This window comes from Cytobacillus horneckiae, from assembly GCF_002835735.1.
Taxonomy (GTDB): domain Bacteria; phylum Bacillota; class Bacilli; order Bacillales; family Cytobacillaceae; genus Cytobacillus; species Cytobacillus horneckiae.
The window spans coordinates 1-26,634 of record NZ_PISD01000035.1 but is presented as its reverse complement, the minus strand read 5'-3'; the positions used below and the strand labels follow the sequence as shown (position 1 = coordinate 26,634).

The following is a 26,634-nucleotide window of genomic DNA, read 5'->3' as shown; positions in this document are numbered from 1 at the left end:
GAAGTTAAGCTTCTCAGCGCCAATGGTAGTTAGGGGCTGTCCCCTTGTGAGAGTAGGACGTTGCCGGGCAAATAAAAGAGAGTACCTGGAAAGGTGCTCTCTTTTTGTTTTAGTTAAAAAATGGGGAGAAGGTAAAGATTATTGAACAAAACTTAATTCTTTAACAGTAAGGTTTAAATATTATCACCTATATACATAGAGAGAATTCCTCCTCTTAGATATTGCAAAGGGTTATTGTCACCTTTACTAGTCTATTATTGGTTTTTAAGAAAATAAAAAGAGTTCATCAATTGTTTTCTTCCCTAAAAAATAGAGTTATAGACAGTAAAAAAGTGAAAGTTTCTGTACCATCACTCCTCCATAAAATGAACCCTATTTTTATTCCTTCCATTTATTATTGGAAACTAATCCTGAATGGCCTTTCTGTCTTTAAAACATGAATTTAGTGCCTTCTTTAAGTGCGTTAACCATCTATCTTTCAATATATTTATATTAAAACAGGAGTAAGAGCAAGTTCTGTATTGTAGCAATTCCTGCTCTCAAGCTTAATAAAAGCACTTACCTATGCTTGCATACCTCTCCTAATTATAAAAATATATTTTATCCATATATTATTTTCTCTTCCCTGTTAAATTTAAGTAATGTACCTCTCTCTGTAGGGTGAGATTTTCCTGCTGGAGTGAAGTTGTCACCCTCATTAAACTATTCATATCTTTTTGGAGAATATTAATTTGCATTTGCATTTCTTTGATGGTTCGATTTAATTCCTGCTCTTTTACTTTCTCTTCTTGTTCAATTTTAATTGATTCATCGATTCCTTTAACAATCGCATAAGTTCCTAATGATTCCCCAAATGCTACAATAATGGCACCTAACAAAGTAAGATTAAATGCATTTTGCTCGGAACTTAGTGTGTTTTCTAATGGCGCAGAATTACTGTTATTCGTTTCACTTCCCTCAATATCTTCAACATCGGCCAGAATGCCAAATACAGCGATAATGCTACCTACGGCGGCTAATGCAGAGGCCAGTAAGTCAATGCTTTCACTTTCTCTAATTTCAGGGGAGGATAAAACTTCTCGAGGCAGCCATAAGGGGTACATATTATATCACCTACAATTTTGAATTGAGGCATTTGCCCACATATGACAGGATATTCGCAAAGCCTCAGATTGTTAATCAATGTTTAAATAATACACAAAAGGGAATGCAACAAAGAAAAAAACAAATTCCGCTTTTTCACTTTTGTTTTTGAATGGTAACAATTAGGATATCATATATAATAATAACGGGCTGTGGGGAGGTCATTTAATTGTTAGAGAACAGTATAATGATGGTCGCAATTATTTTAATTATTAATGTCGTGTACGTTTCTTTTTTTACGATCCGAATGATATTGACTTTAAAAGGGCAGAGATATCAGGCCGCTTTTATAAGTATGATTGAGGTTGTTATTTATGTCATCGGGCTTGGGTTAGTACTGGATAATTTAAATCAGATTCAAAATCTTATTGCGTATGCAGTTGGTTATGGGCTTGGTGTCATTGTAGGGATGAAAATTGAAGAAAAGCTTGCACTTGGCTACATAACTGTTAATGTAATAACGAAGGAATACGATAAGGATTTACCGAAGAACCTGCGTGGATTGGGTTATGGTGTAACTTCTTGGGCCGCCAACGGTTTGGAAGGCGATCGGATGGCTTTGCAGATTTTAACGCCGAGAAAATATGAACTAAAGCTTTATGCCACAATTAAGGAGCTAGATCCGAAGGCTTTTATCATTGCTTATGAGCCGAAGACCATTCATGGCGGATTTTGGGTGAAATCAGTAAAGAAAGGTAAGTTATTTAAGTGAAAAAAAAGAAAATGTTATTTGAAGTGCAAGAAAATGAAAGTATTGATCAATGTTTGGGTCGGATAAAGGAGGCTGGCTATTTTCCTGTTCGGAGAACGGAAAAGCCGTACTTTAAAGAGGTGACGAAAAATGGGAAGGTCGAATATGAGCCAGCAGGAAGGCAAATCGTATTTGAAGCGAAAATTTTAGAGTAAAACACGAACATTAATTTTCTGACTTCTTATATTGTTCGAGATTATCATTGACGGACAATTCGGAAGTTGTTAAGATGAAATTGAAAGAAAATCTAACAAATAATCACCCTCGTATAATAATGGGAATATGGCCCATAAGTCTCTACCCGGTAACCGTAAATCTCCGGACTATGAGGGAAAGTTTCGTGACCGGCAAAAGAGGAGCAATCATGCTTCTTTCTAATAAACCTCGGTTTATTTATTGCTCGGACAGAATCTTTCCTCTCGTAAAGTAGAGCAAAGATTCCGTCTGGGCTTTTTCATTTTTAGCTAGATATAAAGGATTGGGAGGAGAAGGATGAATACAGAAGTAGCAGTGATCATGGGAAGCAAGTCTGATTGGGAAACAATGAAGCATGCGTGTGACATCCTTGAGGAGCTAGAAATCGGATTTGAAAAAAAGGTCGTTTCTGCTCATCGTACACCGGATCTCATGTTTGAATATGCAGTAGCGGCTCGGAAAAAAGGAATTAAAGTAATTATTGCTGGTGCAGGTGGCGCTGCCCATTTGCCTGGGATGGTTGCTGCGAAGACAACTTTGCCAGTTATCGGTGTTCCGGTGCAATCTAGAGCATTAAATGGTTTAGATTCATTGCTATCGATTGTTCAAATGCCAGGAGGCGTACCAGTCGCTACTGTTGCGATTGGCAAAGCTGGAGCGACAAATGCCGGTCTGCTGGCTGCACAAATGCTCAGTGCTTTTAATGAGGAGCTGGCTCATCGTCTTGAGGATAGAAGAGAAAGAACAAAACAGCAAGTGCTAGAAAGTAGTGATGAGCTTGTTTAAGAAAACCATATTGCCAGGTCAAACAATCGGAATCATAGGTGGCGGACAGCTAGGGCGCATGATGGCGCTTGCGGCAAAAGCGCAAGGATTTAGAGTTGCAGTGCTTGACCCTGTTGAAGACTCACCATGCGGACAAGTGGCAGACATCAAAGTCATTGGTGCCTACGATAGCATGGATGCGATAAAACAGCTGGCAGAAGCAAGTGATGTCATAACGTATGAATTTGAGAATATCAGTGCTGAAAGCTTGAACTGGTTATGTGAGAATGCTTATGTGCCACAAGGTTCATCTGTACTTTCTATCACACAGGACCGCGTGTCTGAAAAAGAAGCAATCGTAAAAGCCGGTGCAGCTGTTGCGCCATACAGTGTAATACAGTCGGCTGAAGATATTTATGATAATATAGAAACGCTTGGCTTTCCTTCTGTACTGAAAACAGCTAGAGGCGGTTATGATGGAAAAGGTCAATTTGTCATTAGAAATCAAAATGATATTGAAGAGGCAAAGGCCTTATTGGTGCACGGAACTTGCGTGCTGGAGCAATTTATTTCGTTTTCAAAGGAAATTTCGGTGATTATTTTTAGAAACCCGAATGGTGAAACAGCGGTTTTGCCAGTTGGTGAAAATATTCATCAAGAAAATATCCTTCATCAAACAATTGTACCTGCAAGAATCTCAACACAAGCTGAAGAAAAAGCACTGGAAGCAGCAAAACAAATTGCAGAGGCATTTGGACTCGTTGGTACATTGGCAGTAGAAATGTTTTTGGGACAGGATGATGAGATATACATCAATGAACTTGCTCCCCGTCCGCACAACTCAGGCCACTATTCCATTGAAGCGTGTGAGACTTCTCAATTTGAGCAGCATGTCAGGGCGGTTTGCAACTGGCCACTCGGCAGCACAGAGCTATTAAAACCGGCGATAATGGTCAATATATTAGGAGAGCATGTTGCGCCATTATTAGAGGAAATCCCCTCTTTAGCTGATTGGAAGGTTCATCTATATGGAAAAACAGAAGCAAAAACTAAACGTAAAATGGGCCATGTGACACTGCTCCACAGCAATGTAGAAGATGCATTGGCTGAGATAGAGAAAAGTGATATATGGGCGAAAGCGCAAGAAAAGATCGGAGGATAAATCATGATTGATCGTTATACCCGTCCCGAAATGGGCGCCATCTGGACAGAACAGAATCGTTTTCAAGCTTGGCTTGAAGTAGAAATTTTAGCTTGTGAAGCTTGGGCAGAGCTAGGTGATATTCCTAAAGAAGATGTGGCAAAGATTCGCGAGAATGCTTCTTTTAATATTGACCGCATTCAAGAAATTGAAGCAGAAACTAGACATGATGTTGTAGCCTTCACACGTGCCGTTTCTGAAACGCTAGGAGAAGAGCGCAAATGGGTCCATTATGGCCTAACTTCAACCGATGTGGTAGACACAGCGCTTTCTTACTTAATCAAACAAGCGAATGATATTCTTTTAAAGGATCTTGAGCGGTTTGTAGAAATTTTAAAAGTAAAAGCTCAGGAACATAAAAATACAGTCATGATGGGGCGTACGCATGGTGTACATGCCGAGCCGACAACTTTTGGCTTGAAGCTTGCTCTATGGTATGAAGAAATGAAACGCAATCTTGCCCGCTTTAAAGAAGCAGCAGCGGGTGTAGAATTCGGGAAAATTTCCGGAGCAGTTGGAACGTATGCAAACATTGACCCGTTTGTAGAACAATATGTATGTGAAAAGCTAGGAATCAAGCCAGCTCCAATTTCAACGCAAACTTTGCAGCGTGACCGCCATGCTCACTATATGAGTGCAATTGCTCTTATTGCAACGTCTATTGAGAAGTTTGCTACTGAAATCCGCGGGCTTCAGAAGAGTGAAACAAGAGAAGTGGAAGAGTTTTTCGCAAAAGGTCAAAAAGGATCTTCTGCCATGCCGCATAAACGCAACCCAATTGGTTCTGAGAATATGACAGGAATGGCAAGAGTCATTCGCGGATATATGATGACTGCGTATGAAAATGTATCATTATGGCATGAGCGCGATATCTCACACTCATCAGCGGAGAGAATCATCATCCCAGATGCAACGATTGCATTAAATTATATGCTCAATCGTTTCGCAAATATCGTTAAAAATTTAACGGTTTATCCTGAAAACATGAAGCGCAATATGGACCGTACACTTGGTTTAATTTATTCACAGCGTGTTCTGCTTGCATTGATTGATAAAGGGCTTGTACGCGAGGAAGCCTATGATACTGTACAGCCTCGTGCAATGGAAGCTTGGGAAAAGCAAGTGCCTTTCCGCAGCTTAATTGATCAGGATGAGAAGATTACATCATTGCTTTCAAAAGAAGAAATTGATGATTGCTTTGATTATAATCACCATTTGAAACATGTTGATACAATTTTTGACAGATTAGGTTTGTAAAATGGCAAAGAGGTAGGGTGGAAATACTTTACCTCTTGCTAAACCAAAAAACTTGCAGATAGAAAATTGCTAATTTTTCATAATTGAGGAGGCGCTTGGCATGGAGAAAGGTGCACTGCTGTATGAAGGCAAGGCGAAAATGGTTTACACAACAGATGAGGCGTCAATTGTCTGGATTGAATATAAGGATGCTGCAACTGCTTATAATGGTGAAAAGAAAGCGAGCATTATTGGCAAAGGCAGATTAAACAACGAGATTACTAGTTTACTATTCACCAAACTAAAAGAAATGGGAATTGATTCTCACTTCATTAAACGCATTTCAGAGAATGAACAGCTTGTGAAAAAGGTGGATATCATTCCGCTTGAAACCGTTGTCCGCAATTATGCTGCTGGCAGTTTTTCAAAAAGGCTTGGCATGGAAGAAGGCAAGGTGCTGAAAAGGCCGATTGTAGAATTTTATTACAAGGATGATGCCTTAGGCGATCCAATTTTAACTGAAGACCATATTGAAGTGATGGCGCTCGCTTCTAAAGAAGAGGTAGCGATTTTAAAGGAAAAAGCACTGCAAGTAAATGAAGTGTTATCGGAATTTTTTAAAGAGTTGGGCATCCGCCTCGTCGATTTCAAGCTTGAATTTGGCAAAGATGAAACAGGAGCGATACTGCTTGCTGATGAAATCTCACCAGATACTTGCCGTTTCTGGGATATGGAAACGAATGAAAAACTTGATAAAGATGTATTTCGACGTGACCTTGGTAGTTTAACAGATGCATATGAAAATATTTTAGCGAGACTGGGAGGAAAACTTCATGTATAAAGTAAAAGTATTTGTCACATTAAGAGAAAGCGTACTAGATCCTCAAGGAACAGCCGTAAAGGATTCACTTCATTCCTTGAATTACAGCGAAGTGTCAGATGTCCGCATCGGAAAATATATGGAGCTTTCCATTGAAAAGTCTGAGCGTCCTGTTGAAGAAGTCGTAAAAGAAATGTGTGAAAGGCTGCTAGCCAATGTGGTCATTGAAGATTATCGTTTTGAAATCGAGGAGGCTGTTGCTCAGTGAAGTTTGCCGTCATTGTTTTCCCTGGATCGAATTGCGACATTGACATGTACCATGCAGTCAAGGATGAACTTGGCTGTGAAGTGGAATATGTTTGGCATGATGCAGGGAGTTTAGAAGGTTTTGATGGAATTCTTTTACCAGGCGGTTTCTCATATGGAGATTACTTGCGCTCAGGTGCTATTGCACGTTTCAGCAACGTGATGAAGGAAGTTGTAAAAGCTGCCGAAGCTGGCAAGCCTGTCCTTGGTGTGTGCAATGGATTCCAAATTTTATTAGAAGCAGGTCTTCTTCCGGGCGCTATGAGACGAAATGAAAGCCTGAAATTTATTTGCCGCCCAGTTGAATTAAAGGTAGAGAATAACGGAACGTTATTTTCGGCTGAGTATAATGAGGGTGAAGTGATTACGATTCCAGTCGCTCATGGAGAAGGCAACTATTATTGTGATGATGAAACACTTGCACGCTTGAAGGGAAATAATCAAATCGTTTTTACTTACCATGGAGAAAACCCAAATGGAAGTTTAGAAAATATAGCAGGGATTACAAATGAAAAGGGCAATGTCCTTGGCATGATGCCGCACCCTGAAAGAGCAGTAGATGAACTTTTAGGCGGCGCAGATGGTCTGAAACTTTTTCAATCGATCGTAAAACAATGGAGGGAAGCACATGTCGTTAATGCTTGAACCAAGTCCGGAGCAGCTAAAGTCACAGAAGGTATACAAAGAAATGGGTTTGTCGGATGAAGAATTTGCGATGGTTGAAAAGATTCTCGGACGTCTCCCGAACTATACAGAAATTGGATTGTTTTCAGTTATGTGGTCAGAGCACTGCAGCTATAAAAATTCAAAGCCTGTATTAAAAAAATTCCCTACGACTGGAGATAAAGTCCTTCAAGGGCCGGGCGAAGGAGCAGGAATTGTTGATATCGGAGATGAGCAAGCGGTTGTATTTAAAATCGAAAGCCATAATCATCCATCTGCAATCGAGCCTTATCAAGGAGCAGCAACGGGTGTCGGCGGAATTATCCGCGATGTATTTTCGATGGGGGCGAGACCTGTTGCACTCCTCAACTCTTTACGCTTTGGAGAACTGGATACTCCTCGCGTTCGGTACCTTTTTGAAGAGGTAGTAGCAGGTATTGCTGGCTACGGAAATTGTATCGGAATTCCAACAGTTGGCGGAGAGATTCAATTTGATGCTTCATATGAAGGTAATCCGCTTGTTAATGCGATGTGTGTCGGCTTGATTGATCATAAGGATATTAAGAAGGGGCAGGCACATGGCGTAGGCAACACAGTAATGTATGTAGGCGCTAAAACTGGGCGAGACGGGATCCACGGAGCCACTTTTGCATCAGAGGAATTAACAGATCAATCAGAGGAAAATCGTCCGGCTGTTCAGGTGGGCGACCCATTTATGGAAAAGCTTCTGCTTGAGGCATGCCTAGAACTTGTTCAATCAGATGCACTAGTTGGCATTCAAGATATGGGAGCAGCGGGTCTTACAAGCTCTTCAGCAGAAATGGCAAGTAAAGCAGGTTCAGGAATTGAAATGAATCTTGATCTTGTACCGCAGCGTGAAAAAGGGATGACAGCATATGAAATGATGCTTTCTGAATCTCAGGAAAGAATGCTGATTGTTGTTAAGAAAGGCAGAGAACAAGAAATTGTTGATCTTTTCTCTAAATATGATCTGGAGGCAGTGTCAATTGGACATGTAACGGATGATAAACAGCTTCGGTTGATTCATCAGAGTGAAGTAGTAGCCGATGTGCCAGCCGATGCGCTCGCTGAAGAAGCACCTGTTTACCATAAGCCATCAGCTGAGCCAGCTTATTATCGTGAATTCCAGACGATGGAAAATGATATTCCGGCAGTAGAAAATTATAAAGAAACGCTTATGTCCTTACTGCAGCAGCCAACGATTGCAAGTAAGGAATGGGTTTATAATCAATATGATTATATGGTAAGAACCAATACAGTTGTTGCGCCGGGATCAGATGCAGCCGTTATTAGAATTCGCGGCACGCGCAAAGGCCTTGCAATGACAACAGATTGCAATTCCCGCTACATGTACTTAGATCCGGAAACAGGCGGAAAAATTGCTGTAGCAGAAGCAGCAAGAAACATTATTTGTTCAGGTGGAGAGCCGCTTGCTATCACAGATAATTTAAATTTCGGCAATCCCGAAAAACCAGAGATTTTCTGGCAAATTGAAAAGTCTGCAGATGGAATTAGCGAGGCATGTAAAACATTGAATACGCCTGTAATCGGCGGAAATGTTTCGCTTTACAATGAAACAAATGGTACGGCGATTTATCCGACTCCGGTTATTGGCATGGTTGGCTTAGTCCAGGATATAGATGATGTAACGACTCAGTCCTTTAAAGAAGCTGGAGATTTAATCTATTTGTTGGGTGAGACAAAACCTGAATTTGGCGGAAGTGAACTGCAAAAGCTGACCTATAAGAAAATTTTCGGCAAAGCCCCTGAATTGGATTTAGCTACAGAAGCTGAATATCAGGAAAAGGTATTGGCTGCCATTCGCTCTGGACTTGTTGCTTCAGCACATGATATTGCCGAAGGAGGTCTTGCGGTAGCTGTAGCAGAAAGCTTATTCGGTAAAACCCAGCTTGGCGCAGACATTCATTTAACTGGCGAAGCAACAACACAACTATTCAGTGAATCTCAATCAAGATTTCTCATAAGTGTGAAAAAGGAAAATCAACATGAGTTTGAAAAACTAACGAATGCAGTGTTAATCGGAGAAGTCACTGCTGGGAACAAGCTCCAAGCTTTCGTAAATAATGAACTTGTTCTGGAAGAGCAAACGGATGTGCTTGAAAAAGCCTGGAAGGGAGCGATACCAACATGCTTGCTGAAATAAAGGGACTCAATGAAGAATGCGGAGTTTTCGGTGTTTGGGGTCATCCAGAAGCAGCACAAATCACGTATTACGGACTTCATAGTCTTCAACATCGTGGGCAAGAGGGAACTGGTATCGTTGTAACGGATGGCAAGAAATTGAAAGGTGTGAAGGGAGAGGGCCTTGTAACTGAGGTTTTCTCCGCAGATGCCATTCAGGAATTAGAAGGTACATCAGCCATTGGCCATGTGCGCTATGCAACTGCTGGCGGAGGGGGATATGATAATGTTCAGCCATTATTATTCCAATCACAAAGCGGCGGATTGGCTCTTTGCCATAATGGCAATTTGACGAATGCTACAGCTTTAAAGTATCAGCTGGAAGCGCAAGGCAGCATTTTTCAAACGAGCTCAGATACAGAAGTATTAGCTCACCTGATTAAGCGCGGCGGAGTTTCTTCTCATAAAGAGCGCGTAAAAAACGCCTTATCAATGGTGAAAGGTGCGTATGCTTTTTTAATCATGACAGAGAACGAGATGATGGTCGCTCTTGATCCTAACGGGATGAGACCTTTATCATTAGGCAAATTAGGTGATGCTTATGTTGTCACTTCAGAAACATGCGCCTTTGATATCGTTGGTGCTGAATTCATACGTGATGTTTTACCCGGTGAACTCTTGATTATTGACGACAACGGCTTCCGCTCAGAAATGTTTGCAATGGCATCAAATATCGCTATGTGCACAATGGAATATGTATATTTTTCCCGTCCGGACAGCAATATTAATGGGATCAATGTTCATACGGCGAGAAAAAATCTAGGAAAGCAGCTAGCTGTTGAAGTGCCAATTGAAGCCGATGTGGTAACCGGTGTGCCGGATTCAAGTATTTCCGTTGCTATCGGCTATGCAGAAGCAACAGGCATTCCATATGAAATGGGCTTAATAAAAAATAAATATGTAGGCCGTACATTCATCCAGCCTTCGCAATCTTTAAGAGAGCAAGGTGTTAAGATGAAGCTTTCCCCTGTTCGCGGTGTTGTTGAAGGCAAGCGTGTCGTTATGGTTGACGATTCCATCGTGCGCGGAACAACGAGCAGAAGAATCGTTTCCATGTTAAAAGAAGCCGGCGCCACAGAAGTGCATGTAATCATCAGTTCGCCGCCAATTAAAAATCCATGCTTCTACGGGATTGATACTTCTACGAAGGAAGAGTTAATTGCATCAGACCGTTCAGTGGAAGAAATTCGTGAAATTATCGGTGCAGATACACTAACTTTTCTAAGTGTGGAAGGTATGGTGGAAGCCATTGGCAGGAAGGAAGACGGTGAACATCGCGGACAATGTCTGGCATGCTTCACAGGTAAGTATCCAACTGAAATTTATCCAAGCACTGTACATCCTTACGAGAAAGTATAAAGCGGCAGGTGCATATGCCGCTTGTTGATTGATAAGAGCGTTTAGAAGCGTTGTCGCTGCCAAAAAGAGAATGAGACCAATCCTTTATGATGAGTGTGGAAAAGTGGTCGCAAAAAGAAAAACGAGCTTCTAATACCATGCTTAAAAAACAATGACATCAAAAAAGAGAAAAGCTGCTTGATTCTTTTAGAAAAAAACTTGCAAGGTGGGATACAGTATGGCGAATGCATATAAACAGGCTGGTGTTGATATTGAGGCTGGCTATGAAGCGGTTACGCGCATGAAAAAGCATGTAGAAAGAACAATCCGTCCGGGCGTTATGGGTGGACTCGGCGGTTTTGGCGGGATGTTTGATCTTTCCTCCCTCCAGCTAAAAGAGCCGGTTCTCGTTTCAGGAACAGATGGAGTTGGAACGAAATTAATGCTTGCTTTTATGATGAATCAGCATGACACTATTGGCATAGACGCGGTTGCGATGTGTGTGAATGATATTGTTGTGCAAGGAGCAGAGCCGATTTATTTCTTGGATTACATTGCGTGCGGAAAAGCGGAGCCTGGGAAAATTGAGGCAATTGTAAAAGGGATTTCTGACGGCTGCGAACAAGCGGGCTGTGCGCTTGTAGGCGGAGAGACTGCTGAAATGCCGGGGATGTACAGTGATGAAGAGTATGATCTTGCCGGCTTTGCAGTAGGTGCCTGCGAAAAGAGCGCTTTAATAAATGGATCTAATATTAAAGAAGGCGATGTACTTATTGGTCTTGCTTCAAGCGGAATCCACAGCAATGGCTATTCTCTTGTTAGAAAGCTATTTTTAGAGGAAGCAAAAATGTCCTTAAATGACTACGTAGAAGAGTTTGGCTCTACTTTAGGCGAGGAATTGTTACGTCCTACTCGAATCTATGTGAAATCTGTACTATCAGTGTTAAAGGAATTTGAAGTAAAAGGCTTTGCACATATTACAGGCGGAGGCTTTATCGAAAATATACCGCGTATGTTGCCAGTAGGATTAGGCGCAGAGCTCAAAGAAGGAAGCTGGGAGATTCCGTCCGTATTTACGTTCATGGAATCCATCGGCAAGATTGAGCGAAATGATATGTACAATATTTTTAATATGGGAATTGGAATGGTGGCAGCAGTTGACTCCGGTGCGGCAGAAGCCGTTGTAAATCACTTCAGTGCTCAAGGTGAAACAGCAAGCATCATTGGCAAAGTAACGAATAAAGAAGGAATCGTGATTCTGTAAACAGCGGAGGTTGCTATGAAAAAAATCGCAGTATTTGCTTCCGGGAGCGGAACGAATTTTCAGGCCATAGTTGATGCGAATAAAGGCGGCTCACTAGAAGCTGAGATTAAGCTGCTTGTTTGCGATAAGCCACAAGCCTATTGTATTAAGAGAGCAGTAAACGAAGGGATTCCGTCCTTTGTTTTTAATGTAAAAGAGTTTGCCAGTAAAGAAGAATATGAAAAGAAAATCCTGCAGGAATTACAAGCTGCAGAAGTGGAATTCATTGTACTCGCAGGTTATATGAGATTAATAGGGTCGGTGCTGCTTCAGGCGTTTGCCGGAAGAATCGTCAATATCCATCCATCTCTGCTCCCTGCTTTCCCCGGTAAAGATGCGATTGGACAGGCGCTGCAGGCTGGAGTGGAGGAAACTGGAGTGACCATTCACTTCGTTGATGAGGGAATGGATACAGGGCCAATCATTGACCAGCAGGAAGTAACCGTAAGCGATGGGGAAACAATGGAATCGCTGCAAATGAAAATTCATGAAGTTGAGCATGTGTTTTATCCACAAGTCCTGAATAAAATACTTAATTAATAACGTCATAGAGCGGTTATCCACAAGGAGGAAATTTGAAAATGAAAAAGCGTGCACTCATTAGTGTATCTGATAAGAGCGGAGTCGCAGAATTTGCACAAAAATTAGCCGAGCTTGGTTTTGAAATTTTATCTACTGGCGGTACAAAAAAAGCATTGCAAGCAGCCGGTGTTCCTGTGATCGGGGTAAGTGATGTGACTGGTTTTCCTGAAATTTTAGAAGGCCGTGTAAAAACATTGAACCCGATGATACATGGAGGCTTGCTTGCAAAATTTGATGACCCAACACATAAGGTACAGCTGGATGAGCATCAAATACAACCTATACAAGTGGTTTGCGTCAATTTATATCCTTTCCAGCAAACAATTGCAAAACCGGATGTGACCGTTGAAGACGCAATTGAAAACATTGATATTGGCGGACCTGCCATGCTGCGAGCATCTGCGAAAAACCATGAGTATGTGACTGTTGTTGTTGATCCAACTGATTATGAAACAGTGCTTGCGCAAATAGAAGAGACAGGTGCAGTGGAAAATGAAACAAAGAGAAAATTAGCTGCAAAGGTTTTCCGCCATACGGCTGCCTATGATGCAATGATTGCTGAATATATGACTCAGTTAGCTGGCGAGGACACGCCTGAGAAGCTGACTGTCACATATGAATTAAAGCAATCTTTAAGATACGGAGAAAACCCGCATCAAAAAGCTGCTTTTTATCGCAAACCGCTCGGTTCAGAATTTTCGATTGCCAATGGATCGCAATTGCATGGCAAAGAGCTGTCTTACAACAACATTAATGATGCGGATGCTGCGCTGCAAATTGTAAAGGAATTTTCCAAGCCGGCAGCTGTGGCAGTAAAGCATATGAATCCTTGTGGAGTAGGCACTGGTAAAAATGTATACGATGCATTTTCTAAAGCATTTGCTGCTGATCCAGTTTCTATTTTTGGTGGCATCATTGCGCTGAATAGAGAGGTAGATGCTGATACAGCGAAGAAGCTATATGAGATTTTCCTTGAAATCATTATTGCGCCTTCATTTTCAGAAGAAGCATTAACGATTTTAACAGGGAAGAAAAACCTTCGTTTATTAACGATTCCATTTGATACAGAGAATAAGGCGGAAAAGCGCCTGACTTCAATAGAAGGCGGCTTGCTCGTTCAAGATTATGACGGCTATCGTTTAGCGGATGCGGACGTTAAAGTGGCTACGAAAAGAGAGCCGACCGAAGCAGAGTGGAAATCGCTTGAACTTGGCTGGAAAGTCGTTAAGCATGTGAAATCTAATGCGATTGTTGTCAACAACGCTGATATGACATTAGGCGTAGGTGCTGGACAGATGAACCGTGTTGGCTCGGCTCAGCTTGCGATTGATCAAGCAGGAGAAGCAGTTAATGGCGCGACAATGGCATCTGATGCATTTTTCCCTATGAATGATACAGTTGAAGCAGCTGCGAAAGCGGGTATCACAGCCATTATTCAACCGGGTGGCTCAATTAAGGATGCGGATTCGATTAAAAAAGCAGATGAATATGGGATAGCAATGGTATTTACCGGAGTAAGACATTTTAAACATTAATGATTTTACTGATCGGGGGAGAAAAGAGATGAATGTTCTAGTAATTGGCAGAGGCGGACGAGAGCATGCGATTTGCCGGAAACTAAGTGAAGGCAAGAAAGTCGAGCAAGTTTTTGTTGCACCGGGAAATCCTGGAATGGAGGATGTCGCCCAACTTGTCCCTATTTCAGAAAATGAGCAGGATCGATTAGTCCAATTTGCTGCTGAAAACAATGTCGGCTTGACTGTCATCGGACCCGAAGTCCCTTTGCTTGAAGGATTAGCTGACCGGTTCATCGCAGCAGGATTAAAGGTATTCGGGCCGCAAAAACGAGCCGCTGAAATAGAAGGCAGTAAAGCTTTTGCAAAAGAGCTTATGCAGAAGTATGAAATTCCAACTGGGGATTATCAAGTATTTTCCGAATATGAGCAAGCCGCTGCCTATGTTAAGGAAAAAGGTGCTCCAATCGTTATTAAAGCTGACGGTCTTGCAGCAGGCAAAGGCGTTACAGTAGCATTGACGCTGGATGAAGCATTAACAAGTCTGAAAAATATGCTCGTGGAAGCAAAGTTCGGCGAGGCTTCTTCAACTGTTGTAATAGAAGAATTTCTGGATGGTGAAGAGTTTTCTTTAATGGCATTTGTGAACGGAGAGATCGTCATTCCGCTTGAGATAGCTCAAGATCATAAGCGTGCTTTTGATGGAGACAAAGGACCGAATACCGGTGGCATGGGTGCTTATTCACCTGTTCCGCATATTGCGGATGAGATAGTTCAGACAGCGATAGAAACCATTCTGCATCCGGCTGCACGCGCACTTGTTCAAGAAGGCAGAGATTTTTGCGGGGTTCTTTACGCTGGGTTGATTGCAACTGAAAAAGGACCTAAAGTAATTGAATTCAACGCCCGCTTCGGCGATCCGGAAACACAGGTTATCTTGCCGAGGATGAAATCTGATTTGGCAGAGATCATGATGAATGTGATTGAAGGCGGACAGCCGATGATAGAGTGGGATGCTCAGCCTATGGTTGGTGTTGTAGTTGCTGCAGACGGCTATCCTGAATCTTACGCCAAAGGAGCCGAATTAACTGGCATTGAGAAAGTAGCAGAAGAAGTGCTAGTCTTCCATGCAGGCACTGATAAAAACGAATCTGGGCAATACGTTACTAACGGAGGGCGCGTATTGCTTGCAGGTGCGAAAGCCGAAACGATCAAAGAAGCGCAAGAAAAAGTATATAAAGGGTTGGCACAGCTCCAAACAAATGAGGTATTTTATCGGAAAGATATTGGCTACAAAGCAATTGGCTATGCAGATATAAAATAAAAATGGAAAGTCCCCATTTTTAGGGGACTCAGAGTGCCTTTGAAAGTGATAATAAGAATTATTTAGGGATTTGTAGAGGCTTACCGCTCGACGCTCGCGAGCGGTAAGCCTCGGAAAACCCCAAACCATTCTTCTTTATTTTGATATGATTTTCTCTACAGCTTAAGCCCTCATTTTTAGGGGGGCTTTTAACATGTTTAGAGAATGTCGCTGCCATTTAATAATTCAAGCGGCTTTTTATCGGTATTATTGGATTCCTTTGCTGCTTCTTTTCCTTTTTCAAATAGGGCAACGATTGGACAATAGCGAACGATGCCTTCTGCTACCTTCATTGCACCCATCATAATAAAGAATAGAAAGCGGTCATTCCATGGCTGTTTGACAAGCTTCGAAGTACTCCAAGCAACCAAAGTTAGCCCGCAAGTGATACGAATGAGCGCTTGTAAAATCCCTATATTTGGCTTTATATTCATATGATTCCCTCCTTCACAAAAAATTAACAAATTTTTGTTATTCTTTAATGCGTTAAAAAGTGATATATGATATGATAAAAAGCAAACAAATGAATGGTGCTTCAGTAGCCTAGATGACGCCAATGAATAATGATATAAAAGGTTCATTTTACACATATATTAAAAACATAAAGGAGGAGCTATAGTGCTGGAACAGCGATACCGATGGAAAAATAAACATTTGCGTGAACATGTTTCTGTATTGAACGGAAAGCTTTCGCCAACCTTATTGCTAAAAAATGCTCGTTATTTAAATCAAGCATTTAAAAAATGGATGACAGCTAATATTTGGATCTTCGGCGATCGCATTGTCTATGTCGGTGATAAACTGCCGGATAAGACAGATGGCTGTGAAATTGTCGACTGTGAAGGCTTAACTCTCGTTCCTGGTTATATCGAGCCTCATGCACACCCATTTCAATTATATAATCCCCATTCTTTTGCAAGCTATGCAGCCCAATTTGGAACAACAACCTTAATAAATGATAATATGGTGCTGGCGTTGCAGTTGGAGAAAAAGAAAGCGTTTTCATTCTTGAAGGAAATGAGGAATATCCCATCAACAATGTATTGGTGGTGCAGATTCGACGCGCAAACGGAAATTCAAAACGAGGAAACAACGTTTTCTCATGGAAATATTAAGTCATGGCTCGAACATGATGCAGTTCTGCAAGGAGGCGAATTAACCGGCTGGCCAAAATTGTTGGACGGCGATGATATGATGCTTCACTGGATGCAGGAAACGAAGCGGATGAGAAAGCAAATCGAAGGCCACTTTCCAGGGGCATCAGAAAAAACATTGGCGAAGCTTATGCTGTTAGGTGCGGACTGCGATCATGAGGCTATCAACGGACAAGAAATATATAACCGTTTAATGCAGGGCTATACAGTTTCCTTGCGATATTCATCCATACGTCCTGATTTGCCATTGCTGTTAGATGAAATGCATGAGTTGGGCATCGACCATTATGATCAGTTTATTTTTACGACGGATGGTTCTTCTTCTTCTTTCTCTGAGCAAGGAATTATTGATCATATGATCAGAATAGCCATCGAAAAGGGTGTTCCTATTATTGATGCTTATAATATGGGAACGATTAATGTAGCGAAATATTATAATGTCCAATACTTGCACGGAAATATTGCCACTGGACGCATTGCAAATATCAACCTATTAGAAGATGAAAAAAATCCAACACCTGTAAGTGTAATTGCAAAGGGCAAATGGGTAAAAAAAGACGGCGTTAATCTTAATAATTATGATGAGCTGGCATGGGAGAACTTTGGCTTTGAACCTTTAGATATTCAATGGGATTTAACTTCTCATGATATGCAATTTTCAATGCCATTCGGTATTAAAATGGAGAATTCAGTTATTACAAAGCCTTATTCTATTGCCATAGATGTCTCAAACGACGAGCTGGGACGCGAGCATGATGAATGCTTTTTCATGCTGATTGACCGCAAAGGAAAATGGCGTGTAAATACAGTTCTAAAGGGATTTGCCGATGATCTTGATGGATTGGCAAGCTCTTATTCCAACACAGGTGATATTATTCTGATTGGGAAAAGCAAAGAGGACATGCAAAATGCTTTCCGCAGAATGAAGGAGCTTGGCGGTGGGATTGTTGTATCTGAGAAAGGGAAAGTAGTAAATGAGATTCCGCTAAAGCTAAAAGGGATTATGTCGAACAAGAAAGTAGAAGACTTGATTAAAGACGAGAAATCACTACTCCATTATTTGAAGGACAAAGGGTACAAATTTGCCGACCCTATTTATACTTTGCTGTTCTTTTCATCTACGCACCTTCCTTATATTAGGGTGACACAGCGCGGAATGTATGATGTAATGAATAAAACTGTACTCTTTCCGACGATGATGCGTTAAAATGTAAAAGAAGGAGTCACTTAATTTTACTGAGGGGTGCATCATGCTAAAAAAATGGATGGCTGTTTCAGCGATTACACTACTTTTAGTTTCTGGATGCAGCAAGAATGAAACAGATGAGGATGTACTTGAAAAAAATGATGGAACGGGTGTGGCAGATCAATCTGAAGACAACAAAGCGGCAGATCGTTATCCTTTCACTGGAATCGGCAGTGATAAAGAAGTGATGGGTCGATCAGTGGCAGTCATGGTTAATAATCATCCAGCTGCACGGCCGCAGTCAGGTCTGGGTCAGGCTGATATCGTTTTCGAGCTGCTTGCTGAAGGTGAAGTCACAAGGTTTTTGGCGATATATCAAAGTGAGCAGCCTGAGATTGTTGGTCCCGTAAGAAGTGCAAGAGATTACTATATTGAATTGGCCAAGGCTTATGATAGTTTATTTATTGCTCATGGCAACAGCCCTGAAGCGAAGAAAATGCTAGATCAAGGCTATATAGATAATCTAAACGGACTATACTATGATGGTACACTTTTTGAAAGAGTGAATTACCGCCAAGCCCCACATAACTCTTATATTACCTTCGATCATATTAAAGAAGGAGCAATTGAACAGGGGTACGATTTGGATCAACCTCCAGCTTCCATGACATTTATGTCTGAAGAAGAAGCAGAGAAAATTGACGGAGAGCAGGCAAATGAACTATCCATTGCCTATTCCACAAAAAACCCAGCGTTTAATGTGTCTTATGAATATGACGAATCAACTAGACAATACAAAAGAGCTTCTAATGATGAGTGGACAGTAGATTATGATTCTGGCGCTCCTGTTTTGCTAAGTAATATTTTAATTATTGAAGCCCCGCACGAAACGTTAGATGCAGATGGACGGCGGGACATTGATTTAACTTCTGGCGGCAAAGGCTACCTTATTCAAAGAGGTAGGATGTCTGAAGTGAACTGGACAAATAAGGAAGGAAGAATACTTCCGGTCGTTGATGGAAAAGAACAGGGGTTAGTCAGCGGGAAAACATGGATTAACGTCATCCCTGCTGATCCTGGATTAGAATCATCAGTTGTCATTAACTAATTAAAAGGGGTTATATATACATGCAAATTAATAAACTAAGAGGACAAGAACTAGACCAATTATTTCAAGCGGTTTTATCCTTAAAAGACCTAGATGAATGCTATCGATTTTTTGATGATCTTTGCACTGTAAATGAAATACAATCACTTGCACAGAGACTAGAAGTTGCCCGCATGCTTCGCGAAGGCAAAACCTATCATAAAATCGAAACAGAAACAGGTGCAAGCACAGCGACAATCTCCCGTGTAAAGCGCTGCCTTAACTATGGGAACGATGCCTATGAAATGGCATTAGAGCGCATTAAAGAAGACAAACAAGAAACAGAGAAATAATCATAAATGAACGTATGAACCGATGGGTCCTATCCCGCGGTTTTTTTATTTTGATGAGATAGGGGATGGTCTTTATAAATGGATTTAAAACCAAGCACTTGGGAGAGTAAAGCCGCGCTGTATTGAGAGCGTAAAACGAAAAAGGCAATCTGCAAAACACCCAAAACTTTGTTAACCTTTTTTCCGTCTACTATATACGAGAGTCTCCCCCCTTATCAGGACTGGAGCATCTATTTTCTTGCATGAAAACTGGGTCTATAAAGTACAGCTTTTTTCCTCTTAATCGTTTAAATTTTTCCATTTATCGCTTTCCTTTTTGATTGCTTTCACAAGTGATATAATGGTGGAATGGAATGATAGAATGGAGGAAGTTTGCATGTACGATGTTCGCGAGTGGAGCCATGTGTTTAAGCTCGATCCTAATAAAGCGATATCAGATGAAGATTTGGAGAAGGTGTGCGAATCTGGCACCGATGCGGTTATAATCGGTGGTACGGATGGTATTACACTGGAAAAGGTACTGGATTTAATGGCTCGTGTCCGCAGATATACGGTACCATGCGTACTTGAGGTTTCGACGATAGATTCAATTACCCCTGGCTATGATTTGTTTTTTATCCCGACTGTTTTAAATAGTAATGATACAAAATGGGTGAAGGGATTGCATCATGAAGCGGTAAGAGAATTCGGCGAAATTATGAATTGGGATGAGATTCTCGTTCAAGGATATTGTATTCTGAATGAAGACTGTAAAGTTGCACAATTAACGAATGCAAATACGGACATCACAGCAGAGGATGTAAAAGCATACGCGATGATGGCGGAAAAAATGTTCCACCTGCCGATTTTTTACATTGAATACAGTGGGAAATATGGAGAAGCAGAAGTTGTTAAGCAAGCTAAATCTGTATTGAGCGAAACCGTTCTTTTCTATGGGGGCGGGATTACAAATGTGGAGCAGGCAAGAGAAATGAGCGCGCATGCTGATGTCGTTGTCGTCGGGAATGTTATATATGATGATATAAAAATGGCATTGAAAACAGTACAAGCTGTTAAACAATAAAACCTTGTAACTTTGATGATATAAAGCTAAACTAAAAATAAGAACGTATGTTTGTATGGTGGTGAGGAAGGAATGCAATATTTATCAGATAAATTATTAAATGGATTAAATCCGCAGCAGCAAAATGCGGTAAAAGCAACTGACGGCCCGCTTCTCATTATGGCAGGAGCAGGAAGCGGAAAAACAAGAGTGCTGACACATCGAATCGCATATTTGATGGTTGAAAAGGGTGTGAACCCGTACAATATTCTTGCCATTACCTTTACAAATAAGGCAGCAAGAGAAATGAGAGAGAGAATCCAAAACATGATGGGCGGAGCTGCCGATCAAATTTGGATTTCGACCTTCCACTCTATGTGCGTAAGAATTTTGAGAAGAGATATTGATCGGATAGGTTTCAATCGCAACTTTACTATTTTAGATTCTACAGACCAGCAATCGGTCATTAAAAACATATTGAAAGAAAAAAATCTTGATCCGAAGAAATTCGACCCAAGAGCGATTTTAGGCTCGATTAGCTCATCAAAAAATGAATTAATTACTCCTGAGGAATATGCAAAAACAGCCGGCGATTATTTTCAGCAAGTGATTAGCGATGTGTACACAGATTATCAAAAAAGGTTAAGAAAGAACCATGCACTTGATTTCGATGATTTGATTATGCTGACGATTCAGCTGTTTAACCGTGTGCCTGAAGTGCTTGAATATTACCAGCGCAAATTCCAATACATTCATGTAGATGAGTATCAGGATACGAACAGAGCGCAATATATGCTCGTAAAATTGCTGGCGAATCGCTTTAGAAACTTATGCGTTGTCGGTGACTCTGATCAATCTATCTATAGATGGCGCGGAGCGGATATCGCCAATATCCTTTCCTTTGAAAAAGATTACTCAAATGCAAAGGTCATTCTTCTCGAGCAAAATTACCGTTCGACACAAAGAATATTGAACGCTGCAAATGGCGTCATTGCTAAAAATATGAATCGCAAAGCAAAGAATCTTTGGACAGAAAATCCCGAAGGAAGTAAAATCAATTATTTCCGTGCTGATAGTGAGCAAGGCGAGGGACAATTCGTAGTCAGCAAGATTAAAGAAATAAAGAATGCCGAAAATAGAAACCTATCTGATTTTGCCATTCTTTACCGAACGAATGCACAATCCCGTGTAATGGAGGAAATGCTCCTAAAATCAAATATAGAGTATTCCATTGTCGGAGGAATAAAGTTCTACGATCGTAAAGAGATTAAAGATATTCTCGCTTATTTACGTTTGATTGCCAATCCGGATGATGATATTAGCCTTCAGCGTGTCATTAATGTTCCAAAAAGAGGAATCGGGTCTGGATCAATTGACAAAATCGCCAATTTTGCTGCAATGCATGATATGACGATGTTTGAAGCGCTTGAGTCGATTGAGTTAATCGGGCTAAGCCCAAAAATTACAAAATCAGCGAGTGAGTTTCGCGATTTAGTAAAGAATTATACTCAAATGCAAGAATATCTCTCTGTAACAGAATTAGTTGAAGAAATTCTAGATAAATCAGGTTATAGAGAAATGTTGAAAGCAGAAAAGTCAATTGAAGCACAAAGCCGCTTGGAAAACTTGGATGAGTTTCTCTCAGTTACGAAAAATTTTGAGGATGGCTCAGAGGATAAGTCGCTTGTTGCGTTTTTAACAGATTTAGCGCTTGTAGCAGACATTGATAAATTAGATGATGATGGCGAGAAAGCAGATGCAGTTGTGCTGATGACATTGCATTCTGCTAAAGGGCTGGAATTTCCAATCGTATTTTTGATGGGTATGGAGGAAGGTGTCTTTCCGCATAGCCGCTCATTAATGGAAGAAGCGGAGATGGAAGAAGAGCGCCGCCTTGCCTATGTAGGCATAACAAGAGCGGAGAAAGAGCTTTATATTACAAATGCGCAAATGCGCACGCTATTTGGCCGCACAAATATGAATCCGCCATCCCGTTTTATTAAAGAAATTCCCGAGGATTTAATTGAGGGTGTTGAACCAGCCTCAAGCGGAAGAGGGAATTCACCATTTGGGTCTTCATCGCATTCTCGTATGCAAAATCGCCGAAAAGCCGTTGTGCGTCCTTCTATAGAAAGTACAGGCGGAGACGATGTTTCATGGGCTGTAGGAGACAAAGCGGTTCATGGAAAATGGGGTACGGGTACGGTTGTAAGTGTGAAAGGGTCAGGTGAAGGAACGGAGCTTGATATTGCCTTTCCTAAGCCTGTCGGCATTAAACGATTGTTAGCTAAGTTTGCTCCAATAACTAAAGGATAATTAAATAACATTGTTATTGTTGAAAGGGTTGGAAAAAGTGGATCTTAATAAAGTTGAACAAAGGGTGAAAGATTTACAAAATCTGCTTAACCAATACAATTATGAATATCATGTGCTTGATCAGCCGTCTGTGCCGGATGCTGAATATGACAAGCTGCTGCACGAGCTAATCGATTTGGAAGAAAAGCATCCCCAATTAAAAACCGAAGATTCACCTACTCTTCGTGTTGGCGGGGAGATTTTGGAGATGTTCGAAAAAATCGAGCATCGTTCACAAATGCTCAGCCTTGGCAATGCATTTAATGAACAGGATTTAAGAGATTTTGATCGTCGCGTTCGCCAGGCAGTAGGCGATGACTTTTCCTATGTTTGTGAATTAAAAATTGATGGATTGGCCGTATCGCTTCGTTATGAAGATGGCTTATTCATGGTGGGGGCAACCCGTGGCGATGGTTCAATCGGTGAGAATATTACTGCAAATCTCCGGACCATCCGCTCGATTCCTCTTCGTATTAAGGAATCGTTAACTTTCGAAGTCCGCGGAGAAGCTTTTATGCCGCGGAAATCATTCCTTGCCTTAAATAAAGCTAAGGAAGAGAGAGGTGAAGAGGCATTTGCAAATCCAAGAAATGCAGCTGCTGGATCATTAAGGCAGCTTGACCCTCGTATAGCTGCATCAAGAAATCTAGATATTTTTGTCTATGCGATGGCCGAGGTGGGTGATACAGGCATTGAGTCTCACAGTGAAGGGCTTGATTTCTTAGAATCGCTCGGCTTTAAAACAAACAAAGAAAGGCAGCGCTGCGCCAATATTGAAGAGGTTCTCGCTTTCATTGACAAATGGACAGGAGAGCGTCCAACTTTGCAATATGATATTGATGGGATTGTTATTAAGGTTGATTCTTTGGGACAGCAAAGGCAGCTTGGTACGACAGCAAAAAGTCCAAGATGGGCGATTGCATATAAGTTTCCTGCTGAAGAGGTTGTCACGACGTTAAAAAGCATAGAGTTAAGTGTCGGGCGCACTGGTGTTGTAACCCCTACAGCGCTGCTTGAGCCGGTGAAGGTGGCGGGAACTACCGTACAAAGAGCTTCTTTGCATAATGAGGATCTCATTCGTGAAAAAGACATCAAAATTGGCGATTATGTAGTGATAAAAAAAGCAGGAGATATCATTCCTGAAGTCGTTAATGTTCTTTTAGAGAGAAGAACGGGTGATGAAGTGGAGTTTAATATGCCAACCCATTGCCCTGAATGTGAAAGCGAACTTGTCAGACTGGAGGAAGAAGTTGCATTAAGGTGTATTAATCCGAAATGCCCTGCACAAATTCGCGAAGGACTGATTCACTTTGTTTCAAGAAATGCGATGAATATTGACGGCCTTGGTGAAAAAGTAATCAGCCAGCTTTTTTCAGAAAAACTGATTGAGGATGTTGCTGATTTATATAAGCTTACCTATGAACAGCTGATTCAATTAGAGCGTATGGGCGAAAAATCAGTTAATAACTTATTATCAGCTATTGAAGCTTCTAAGCAGAATTCATTGGAGAGGCTGCTCTTTGGGTTAGGCATACGCCATGTAGGTGCGAAAGCGGCCAAAACATTGGCGCAAACGTTCGAGAATATGGAAGCATTGCAAAATGCCACTCTTGAGGATTTAATAGCCATTAATGAGATTGGTGAAAAAATGGCCGATTCTGTTGTGACTTATTTTGATCAGGAAGAAGCAGATGAACTGATTGCAGAATTAAAGGAATATGGCGTCAACCTTGAGTATAAAGGACCAAAACCAGTAATTGCCGAGGAATCTGATTCTGTGTTTGCTGGTAAAACAGTTGTCTTAACGGGTAAGCTCGAAAAGCTTTCACGTAATGAAGCAAAAGAAAAAATAGAAGCTTTAGGCGGTAAAGTATCGGGTAGCGTCAGCAAGAAAACCGATTATGTGATTGCAGGTGAAGATGCCGGATCGAAATTAACAAAGGCCGGGGAACTAGGTGTTACTGTATGGGACGAGGAGAAATTGATTGAGGAATTAAACTTGTAAGAGGTGGAAATCCGTGAAAAAAATAATGATGATATTATTTGCTCTAACCCTTTTACTCGCTGGCTGTGCACCAAATTTCAATAAACAAGAGGAAGTTATAGAGGAGAATGAGAACGCAGATGAACAAGCGATTATCCCGAATTATAATATTTCGGATTCTTATTATCGCACAATCCTTCCTTTTAAACCGAGCGAGGCAAGAGGCTTAGTCGTTAATAATATCAATACAAAGTATGATTTAACTGAATTTGAAACAGGCTTAATGCGGGTCGCGCAAAACAACTTTGATACGGAAAAATTTTTCTTTCAAGAGGGCCAACATCTTGATAGAGATACGATTCGTTCTTGGCTGAACCGTGAATACACCGCAGGTCAGCTCAAAAAACACAAGCTTGAAGAAAATGAAAACCTTGGTTTAAACCCGATTGATGATGAAAAAGGTGATATCGAAGAGCGCAATGAAAAAGCGCCGATCTATCTTGCACATATTTTGGAACATAATTACTTAGTAAAAGATGGCGATGAAAAGGTGAAATTAGGCGGAGTGGTCATTGGACTCGCAATGAACTCCGTGCACTATTATCAAAAAGAGCAGTATGGCGCCACTTTTGAAACGCCAATAGGCCATAAAAAAATTGAAGAAGAAGGAAAGAAAATGGCTGAGGAAATTCTCACTCGCCTGCGCGGGATGGAAGGTTTGGAAAATGTCCCAATTACGATTGCCTTGTTTGAACAGCAAAGCAGAACCTCTGTAGTACCGGGCAACTTCTTTGCTTATGCACATGCAGGAGAAGGCAGCAATAAGCTTGGCGGCTGGGAAAAAGTAGATGAAAAGTATGTTCTGTTCCCATCAGGTGAAGCAGAAAAGAACCACCGAGAAGATTTAACGTCATTTCTAAACTTTAAGCAAGATGTTGAAAAATACTTTCCTAATTTCAACGGTGTCATTGGCAATGGATTTTATATTGGAGATCAGCTTAATCAATTGAATATTGAGATTCCAATTCAATTTTATGGCAAAGCTGAGGCCGTTGGATTTACGCAATATGTAACAAGCCGAATTATGAATATGTTTCCAGAGTATATTTCTGTTCAAGTAAATATTACTTCTGTTAATGGGCCGGAAGCGCTAATTGTTCGAGAATCGAACGCATCTGAGCCATTTGTTCATATTTATCAGTAATTTTTATACCAAGTTCGGGAAAAGTAAAAAAGAAAAGAATCGTTGATGATTTTTGCCGAATTATGATAGAATAACTGTTGTAAATGGGTATTAAGAATAACACAGCCAATCAAACTAGTTACAACACTTCTTGAACTATTGCGATCATTCGCTGTAGTTTTTAGTATGGTTGCTGTTAATACACAGGAGGATGAATAATGGTACAACCTTACAAACATGAGCCATTCACAGATTTTACTGTTGAGGCAAATCGTGAAGCTTATTTAAAAGGATTAGAAACAGTTAAAGGTTATTTAGGACAAGATTATGACCTTTTAATCGGTGGAGAACGCATCACTACAGACGATAAAATTGTATCTGTGAATCCTGCTAATAAAGAAGAAGTTATTGGCCGAGTGTCTAAAGCAACTCGTGACCACGCTGAACAAGCGATGCAAGCAGCTGTTGAAGCGTTTAAAACTTGGAGAAAAGTAAAGCCTGAAACTCGTGCGGATGTGCTTTTCAAAGCGGCTGCCATTATCCGCCGCCGCAAGCATGAATTCTCTGCATTGCTAACGAAAGAAGCGGGTAAACCATGGAACGAAGCAGATGCTGATACAGCAGAAGCAATTGACTTCCTAGAATACTATGCTCGTCAAATCCTAGAAATCAAAGACGGTGTAAAAGTAAACAGCCGTCCAAATGAATATAACCGTTATGACTATATTCCATTAGGCGTTGGAATCATCATCTCTCCTTGGAATTTCCCGCTTGCAATCATGGCTGGTACAACTGTAGCAGCGATCGTTGCAGGTAATACAGTTCTATTAAAGCCAGCTTCTACAACGCCAATCGTTGCAGCGAAATTCGTTGAAGTAATGGAAGAA

Annotated in this window: 24 protein-coding genes and 1 riboswitch; of the genes, 22 read left to right on the top strand and 2 right to left on the bottom strand. The window is 41.1% G+C overall.

Annotation, left to right across the window (positions count from 1 at the left end):
- Positions 1 to 611: 611 nt before the first annotated feature.
- A complete protein-coding gene (locus CWS20_RS16640) occupies positions 612 to 1,103 on the bottom strand; it encodes a hypothetical protein (protein ID WP_066193125.1) in 492 nt (163 codons plus the stop codon).
- Between the two features lie 209 nt (positions 1,104 to 1,312).
- On the opposite strand from CWS20_RS16640, the gene CWS20_RS16635 reads away from it, so the two are divergent.
- The 14 genes from CWS20_RS16635 (at position 1,313) to purD (ending at position 15,364) form a co-directional block, all read left to right on the top strand.
- On the top strand, positions 1,313 to 1,855 hold the full coding sequence (locus CWS20_RS16635) for a DUF2179 domain-containing protein (protein WP_066193126.1): 543 nt from the start codon (positions 1,313 to 1,315) through the stop codon (positions 1,853 to 1,855).
- Between the two features lie 11 nt (positions 1,856 to 1,866).
- Positions 1,867 to 2,049 (top strand): NETI motif-containing protein, encoded by a 183-nt coding sequence (locus CWS20_RS16630; RefSeq protein WP_066194261.1) that lies wholly within the window; start codon positions 1,867 to 1,869, stop codon positions 2,047 to 2,049.
- 89 nt (positions 2,050 to 2,138) lie between these two features.
- A riboswitch (purine riboswitch) is annotated at positions 2,139 to 2,240 on the top strand.
- A gap of 146 nt (positions 2,241 to 2,386) precedes the next feature.
- Positions 2,387 to 2,875 (top strand): 5-(carboxyamino)imidazole ribonucleotide mutase, encoded by a 489-nt coding sequence (purE, locus tag CWS20_RS16625; protein WP_066193128.1) that lies wholly within the window; start codon positions 2,387 to 2,389, stop codon positions 2,873 to 2,875.
- On the top strand, positions 2,862 to 4,016 hold the full coding sequence (gene purK, locus CWS20_RS16620; protein ID WP_066193130.1) for a 5-(carboxyamino)imidazole ribonucleotide synthase: 1,155 nt from the start codon (positions 2,862 to 2,864) through the stop codon (positions 4,014 to 4,016). The genes purE and purK overlap by 14 nt, the downstream gene beginning before the upstream one ends.
- 3 nt (positions 4,017 to 4,019) lie before the next feature.
- On the top strand, positions 4,020 to 5,312 hold the full coding sequence (purB, locus tag CWS20_RS16615; protein ID WP_066193132.1) for an adenylosuccinate lyase: 1,293 nt from the start codon (positions 4,020 to 4,022) through the stop codon (positions 5,310 to 5,312).
- Between the two features lie 100 nt (positions 5,313 to 5,412).
- Entirely contained in the window at positions 5,413 to 6,132 is a 720-nt protein-coding gene (purC, locus tag CWS20_RS16610; protein WP_066193134.1) for a phosphoribosylaminoimidazolesuccinocarboxamide synthase, read from the top strand.
- Entirely contained in the window at positions 6,125 to 6,379 is a 255-nt protein-coding gene (gene purS, locus CWS20_RS16605) for a phosphoribosylformylglycinamidine synthase subunit PurS (protein WP_066193136.1), read from the top strand. The genes purC and purS overlap by 8 nt, the downstream gene beginning before the upstream one ends.
- Entirely contained in the window at positions 6,376 to 7,062 is a 687-nt protein-coding gene (purQ, locus tag CWS20_RS16600; RefSeq protein ID WP_066193140.1) for a phosphoribosylformylglycinamidine synthase subunit PurQ, read from the top strand. The genes purS and purQ overlap by 4 nt, the downstream gene beginning before the upstream one ends.
- Positions 7,046 to 9,265 (top strand): phosphoribosylformylglycinamidine synthase subunit PurL, encoded by a 2,220-nt coding sequence (purL, locus tag CWS20_RS16595; protein ID WP_066193142.1) that lies wholly within the window; start codon positions 7,046 to 7,048, stop codon positions 9,263 to 9,265. The genes purQ and purL overlap by 17 nt, the downstream gene beginning before the upstream one ends.
- Positions 9,250 to 10,662, top strand: a complete 1,413-nt coding sequence (purF, locus tag CWS20_RS16590; RefSeq protein ID WP_066193144.1) for an amidophosphoribosyltransferase — start codon at positions 9,250 to 9,252, stop codon at positions 10,660 to 10,662. Before purL ends, purF begins: the two co-directional genes overlap by 16 nt.
- A gap of 217 nt (positions 10,663 to 10,879) precedes the next feature.
- A complete protein-coding gene (gene purM / locus CWS20_RS16585; RefSeq protein WP_066193145.1) occupies positions 10,880 to 11,905 on the top strand; it encodes a phosphoribosylformylglycinamidine cyclo-ligase in 1,026 nt (341 codons plus the stop codon).
- Between the two features lie 15 nt (positions 11,906 to 11,920).
- On the top strand, positions 11,921 to 12,484 hold the full coding sequence (purN, locus tag CWS20_RS16580) for a phosphoribosylglycinamide formyltransferase (RefSeq protein WP_066193150.1): 564 nt from the start codon (positions 11,921 to 11,923) through the stop codon (positions 12,482 to 12,484).
- A gap of 41 nt (positions 12,485 to 12,525) precedes the next feature.
- A complete protein-coding gene (gene purH / locus CWS20_RS16575; protein WP_066193152.1) occupies positions 12,526 to 14,061 on the top strand; it encodes a bifunctional phosphoribosylaminoimidazolecarboxamide formyltransferase/IMP cyclohydrolase in 1,536 nt (511 codons plus the stop codon).
- Positions 14,062 to 14,089: 28 nt separating this feature from the next.
- The gene (purD, locus tag CWS20_RS16570) at positions 14,090 to 15,364 is read left to right on the top strand and encodes a phosphoribosylamine--glycine ligase (RefSeq protein ID WP_066193154.1); all 1,275 of its coding nucleotides are present in this window, start codon (positions 14,090 to 14,092) and stop codon (positions 15,362 to 15,364) included.
- 197 nt (positions 15,365 to 15,561) lie between these two features.
- On the opposite strand, the gene CWS20_RS16565 is transcribed toward purD, so the two are convergent.
- The gene (locus CWS20_RS16565; RefSeq protein WP_066193156.1) at positions 15,562 to 15,837 is read right to left on the bottom strand and encodes a YgaP family membrane protein; all 276 of its coding nucleotides are present in this window, start codon (positions 15,835 to 15,837) and stop codon (positions 15,562 to 15,564) included.
- A 184-nt stretch (positions 15,838 to 16,021) separates the two neighbouring features.
- Between CWS20_RS16565 and CWS20_RS16560 the strand changes: the two genes are divergently transcribed.
- The 8 genes from CWS20_RS16560 to CWS20_RS16525 form a co-directional block, all read left to right on the top strand.
- Positions 16,022 to 17,764, top strand: a complete 1,743-nt coding sequence (locus tag CWS20_RS16560) for an adenine deaminase C-terminal domain-containing protein (RefSeq protein WP_180321503.1) — start codon at positions 16,022 to 16,024, stop codon at positions 17,762 to 17,764.
- Between the two features lie 43 nt (positions 17,765 to 17,807).
- Entirely contained in the window at positions 17,808 to 18,851 is a 1,044-nt protein-coding gene (locus CWS20_RS16555) for a DUF3048 domain-containing protein (RefSeq protein ID WP_066193160.1), read from the top strand.
- A 20-nt stretch (positions 18,852 to 18,871) separates the two neighbouring features.
- A complete protein-coding gene (locus CWS20_RS16550) occupies positions 18,872 to 19,183 on the top strand; it encodes a YerC/YecD family TrpR-related protein (RefSeq protein WP_066193163.1) in 312 nt (103 codons plus the stop codon).
- A 376-nt stretch (positions 19,184 to 19,559) separates the two neighbouring features.
- Complete coding sequence (gene pcrB / locus CWS20_RS16545) at positions 19,560 to 20,246, top strand: heptaprenylglyceryl phosphate synthase (RefSeq protein WP_066193164.1); 687 nt, start codon at positions 19,560 to 19,562, stop codon at positions 20,244 to 20,246.
- A gap of 72 nt (positions 20,247 to 20,318) precedes the next feature.
- Positions 20,319 to 22,541 carry a DNA helicase PcrA gene (gene pcrA / locus CWS20_RS16540; RefSeq protein ID WP_066193168.1) on the top strand — a complete coding sequence of 741 codons (2,223 nt, stop codon included), beginning with the start codon at positions 20,319 to 20,321 and terminating at the stop codon, positions 22,539 to 22,541.
- A gap of 37 nt (positions 22,542 to 22,578) precedes the next feature.
- On the top strand, positions 22,579 to 24,585 hold the full coding sequence (gene ligA, locus CWS20_RS16535; protein WP_066194263.1) for an NAD-dependent DNA ligase LigA: 2,007 nt from the start codon (positions 22,579 to 22,581) through the stop codon (positions 24,583 to 24,585).
- Positions 24,586 to 24,598: 13 nt separating this feature from the next.
- Positions 24,599 to 25,768 carry a CamS family sex pheromone protein gene (locus CWS20_RS16530; protein ID WP_066193170.1) on the top strand — a complete coding sequence of 390 codons (1,170 nt, stop codon included), beginning with the start codon at positions 24,599 to 24,601 and terminating at the stop codon, positions 25,766 to 25,768.
- 197 nt (positions 25,769 to 25,965) lie between these two features.
- Positions 25,966 to 26,634: aldehyde dehydrogenase family protein (locus CWS20_RS16525; RefSeq protein WP_142385391.1), on the top strand; the 669-nt coding region annotated here is incomplete at its 3' end.

Bases quoted from the DNA above. Each gene is read 5' to 3' on its own strand.
- CWS20_RS16640 (WP_066193125.1), bottom strand. From the start codon at position 1,103: ATGTACCCCTTATGGCTGCCTCGAGAAGTTTTATCCTCCCCTGAAATT.
- CWS20_RS16630 (WP_066194261.1), top strand. From the start codon at position 1,867: ATGTTATTTGAAGTGCAAGAAAATGAAAGTATTGATCAATGTTTGGGT.
- purE (WP_066193128.1), top strand. From the start codon at position 2,387: ATGAATACAGAAGTAGCAGTGATCATGGGAAGCAAGTCTGATTGGGAA.
- purK (WP_066193130.1), top strand. From the start codon at position 2,862: ATGAGCTTGTTTAAGAAAACCATATTGCCAGGTCAAACAATCGGAATC.
- purB (WP_066193132.1), top strand. From the start codon at position 4,020: ATGATTGATCGTTATACCCGTCCCGAAATGGGCGCCATCTGGACAGAA.
- purC (WP_066193134.1), top strand. From the start codon at position 5,413: ATGGAGAAAGGTGCACTGCTGTATGAAGGCAAGGCGAAAATGGTTTAC.
- purS (WP_066193136.1), top strand. From the start codon at position 6,125: ATGTATAAAGTAAAAGTATTTGTCACATTAAGAGAAAGCGTACTAGAT.
- purL (WP_066193142.1), top strand. From the start codon at position 7,046: ATGTCGTTAATGCTTGAACCAAGTCCGGAGCAGCTAAAGTCACAGAAG.
- purF (WP_066193144.1), top strand. From the start codon at position 9,250: ATGCTTGCTGAAATAAAGGGACTCAATGAAGAATGCGGAGTTTTCGGT.
- purM (WP_066193145.1), top strand. From the start codon at position 10,880: ATGGCGAATGCATATAAACAGGCTGGTGTTGATATTGAGGCTGGCTAT.
- purN (WP_066193150.1), top strand. From the start codon at position 11,921: ATGAAAAAAATCGCAGTATTTGCTTCCGGGAGCGGAACGAATTTTCAG.
- purH (WP_066193152.1), top strand. From the start codon at position 12,526: ATGAAAAAGCGTGCACTCATTAGTGTATCTGATAAGAGCGGAGTCGCA.
- purD (WP_066193154.1), top strand. From the start codon at position 14,090: ATGAATGTTCTAGTAATTGGCAGAGGCGGACGAGAGCATGCGATTTGC.
- CWS20_RS16565 (WP_066193156.1), bottom strand. From the start codon at position 15,837: ATGAATATAAAGCCAAATATAGGGATTTTACAAGCGCTCATTCGTATC.
- CWS20_RS16555 (WP_066193160.1), top strand. From the start codon at position 17,808: ATGCTAAAAAAATGGATGGCTGTTTCAGCGATTACACTACTTTTAGTT.
- CWS20_RS16550 (WP_066193163.1), top strand. From the start codon at position 18,872: ATGCAAATTAATAAACTAAGAGGACAAGAACTAGACCAATTATTTCAA.
- pcrB (WP_066193164.1), top strand. From the start codon at position 19,560: ATGTACGATGTTCGCGAGTGGAGCCATGTGTTTAAGCTCGATCCTAAT.
- pcrA (WP_066193168.1), top strand. From the start codon at position 20,319: ATGCAATATTTATCAGATAAATTATTAAATGGATTAAATCCGCAGCAG.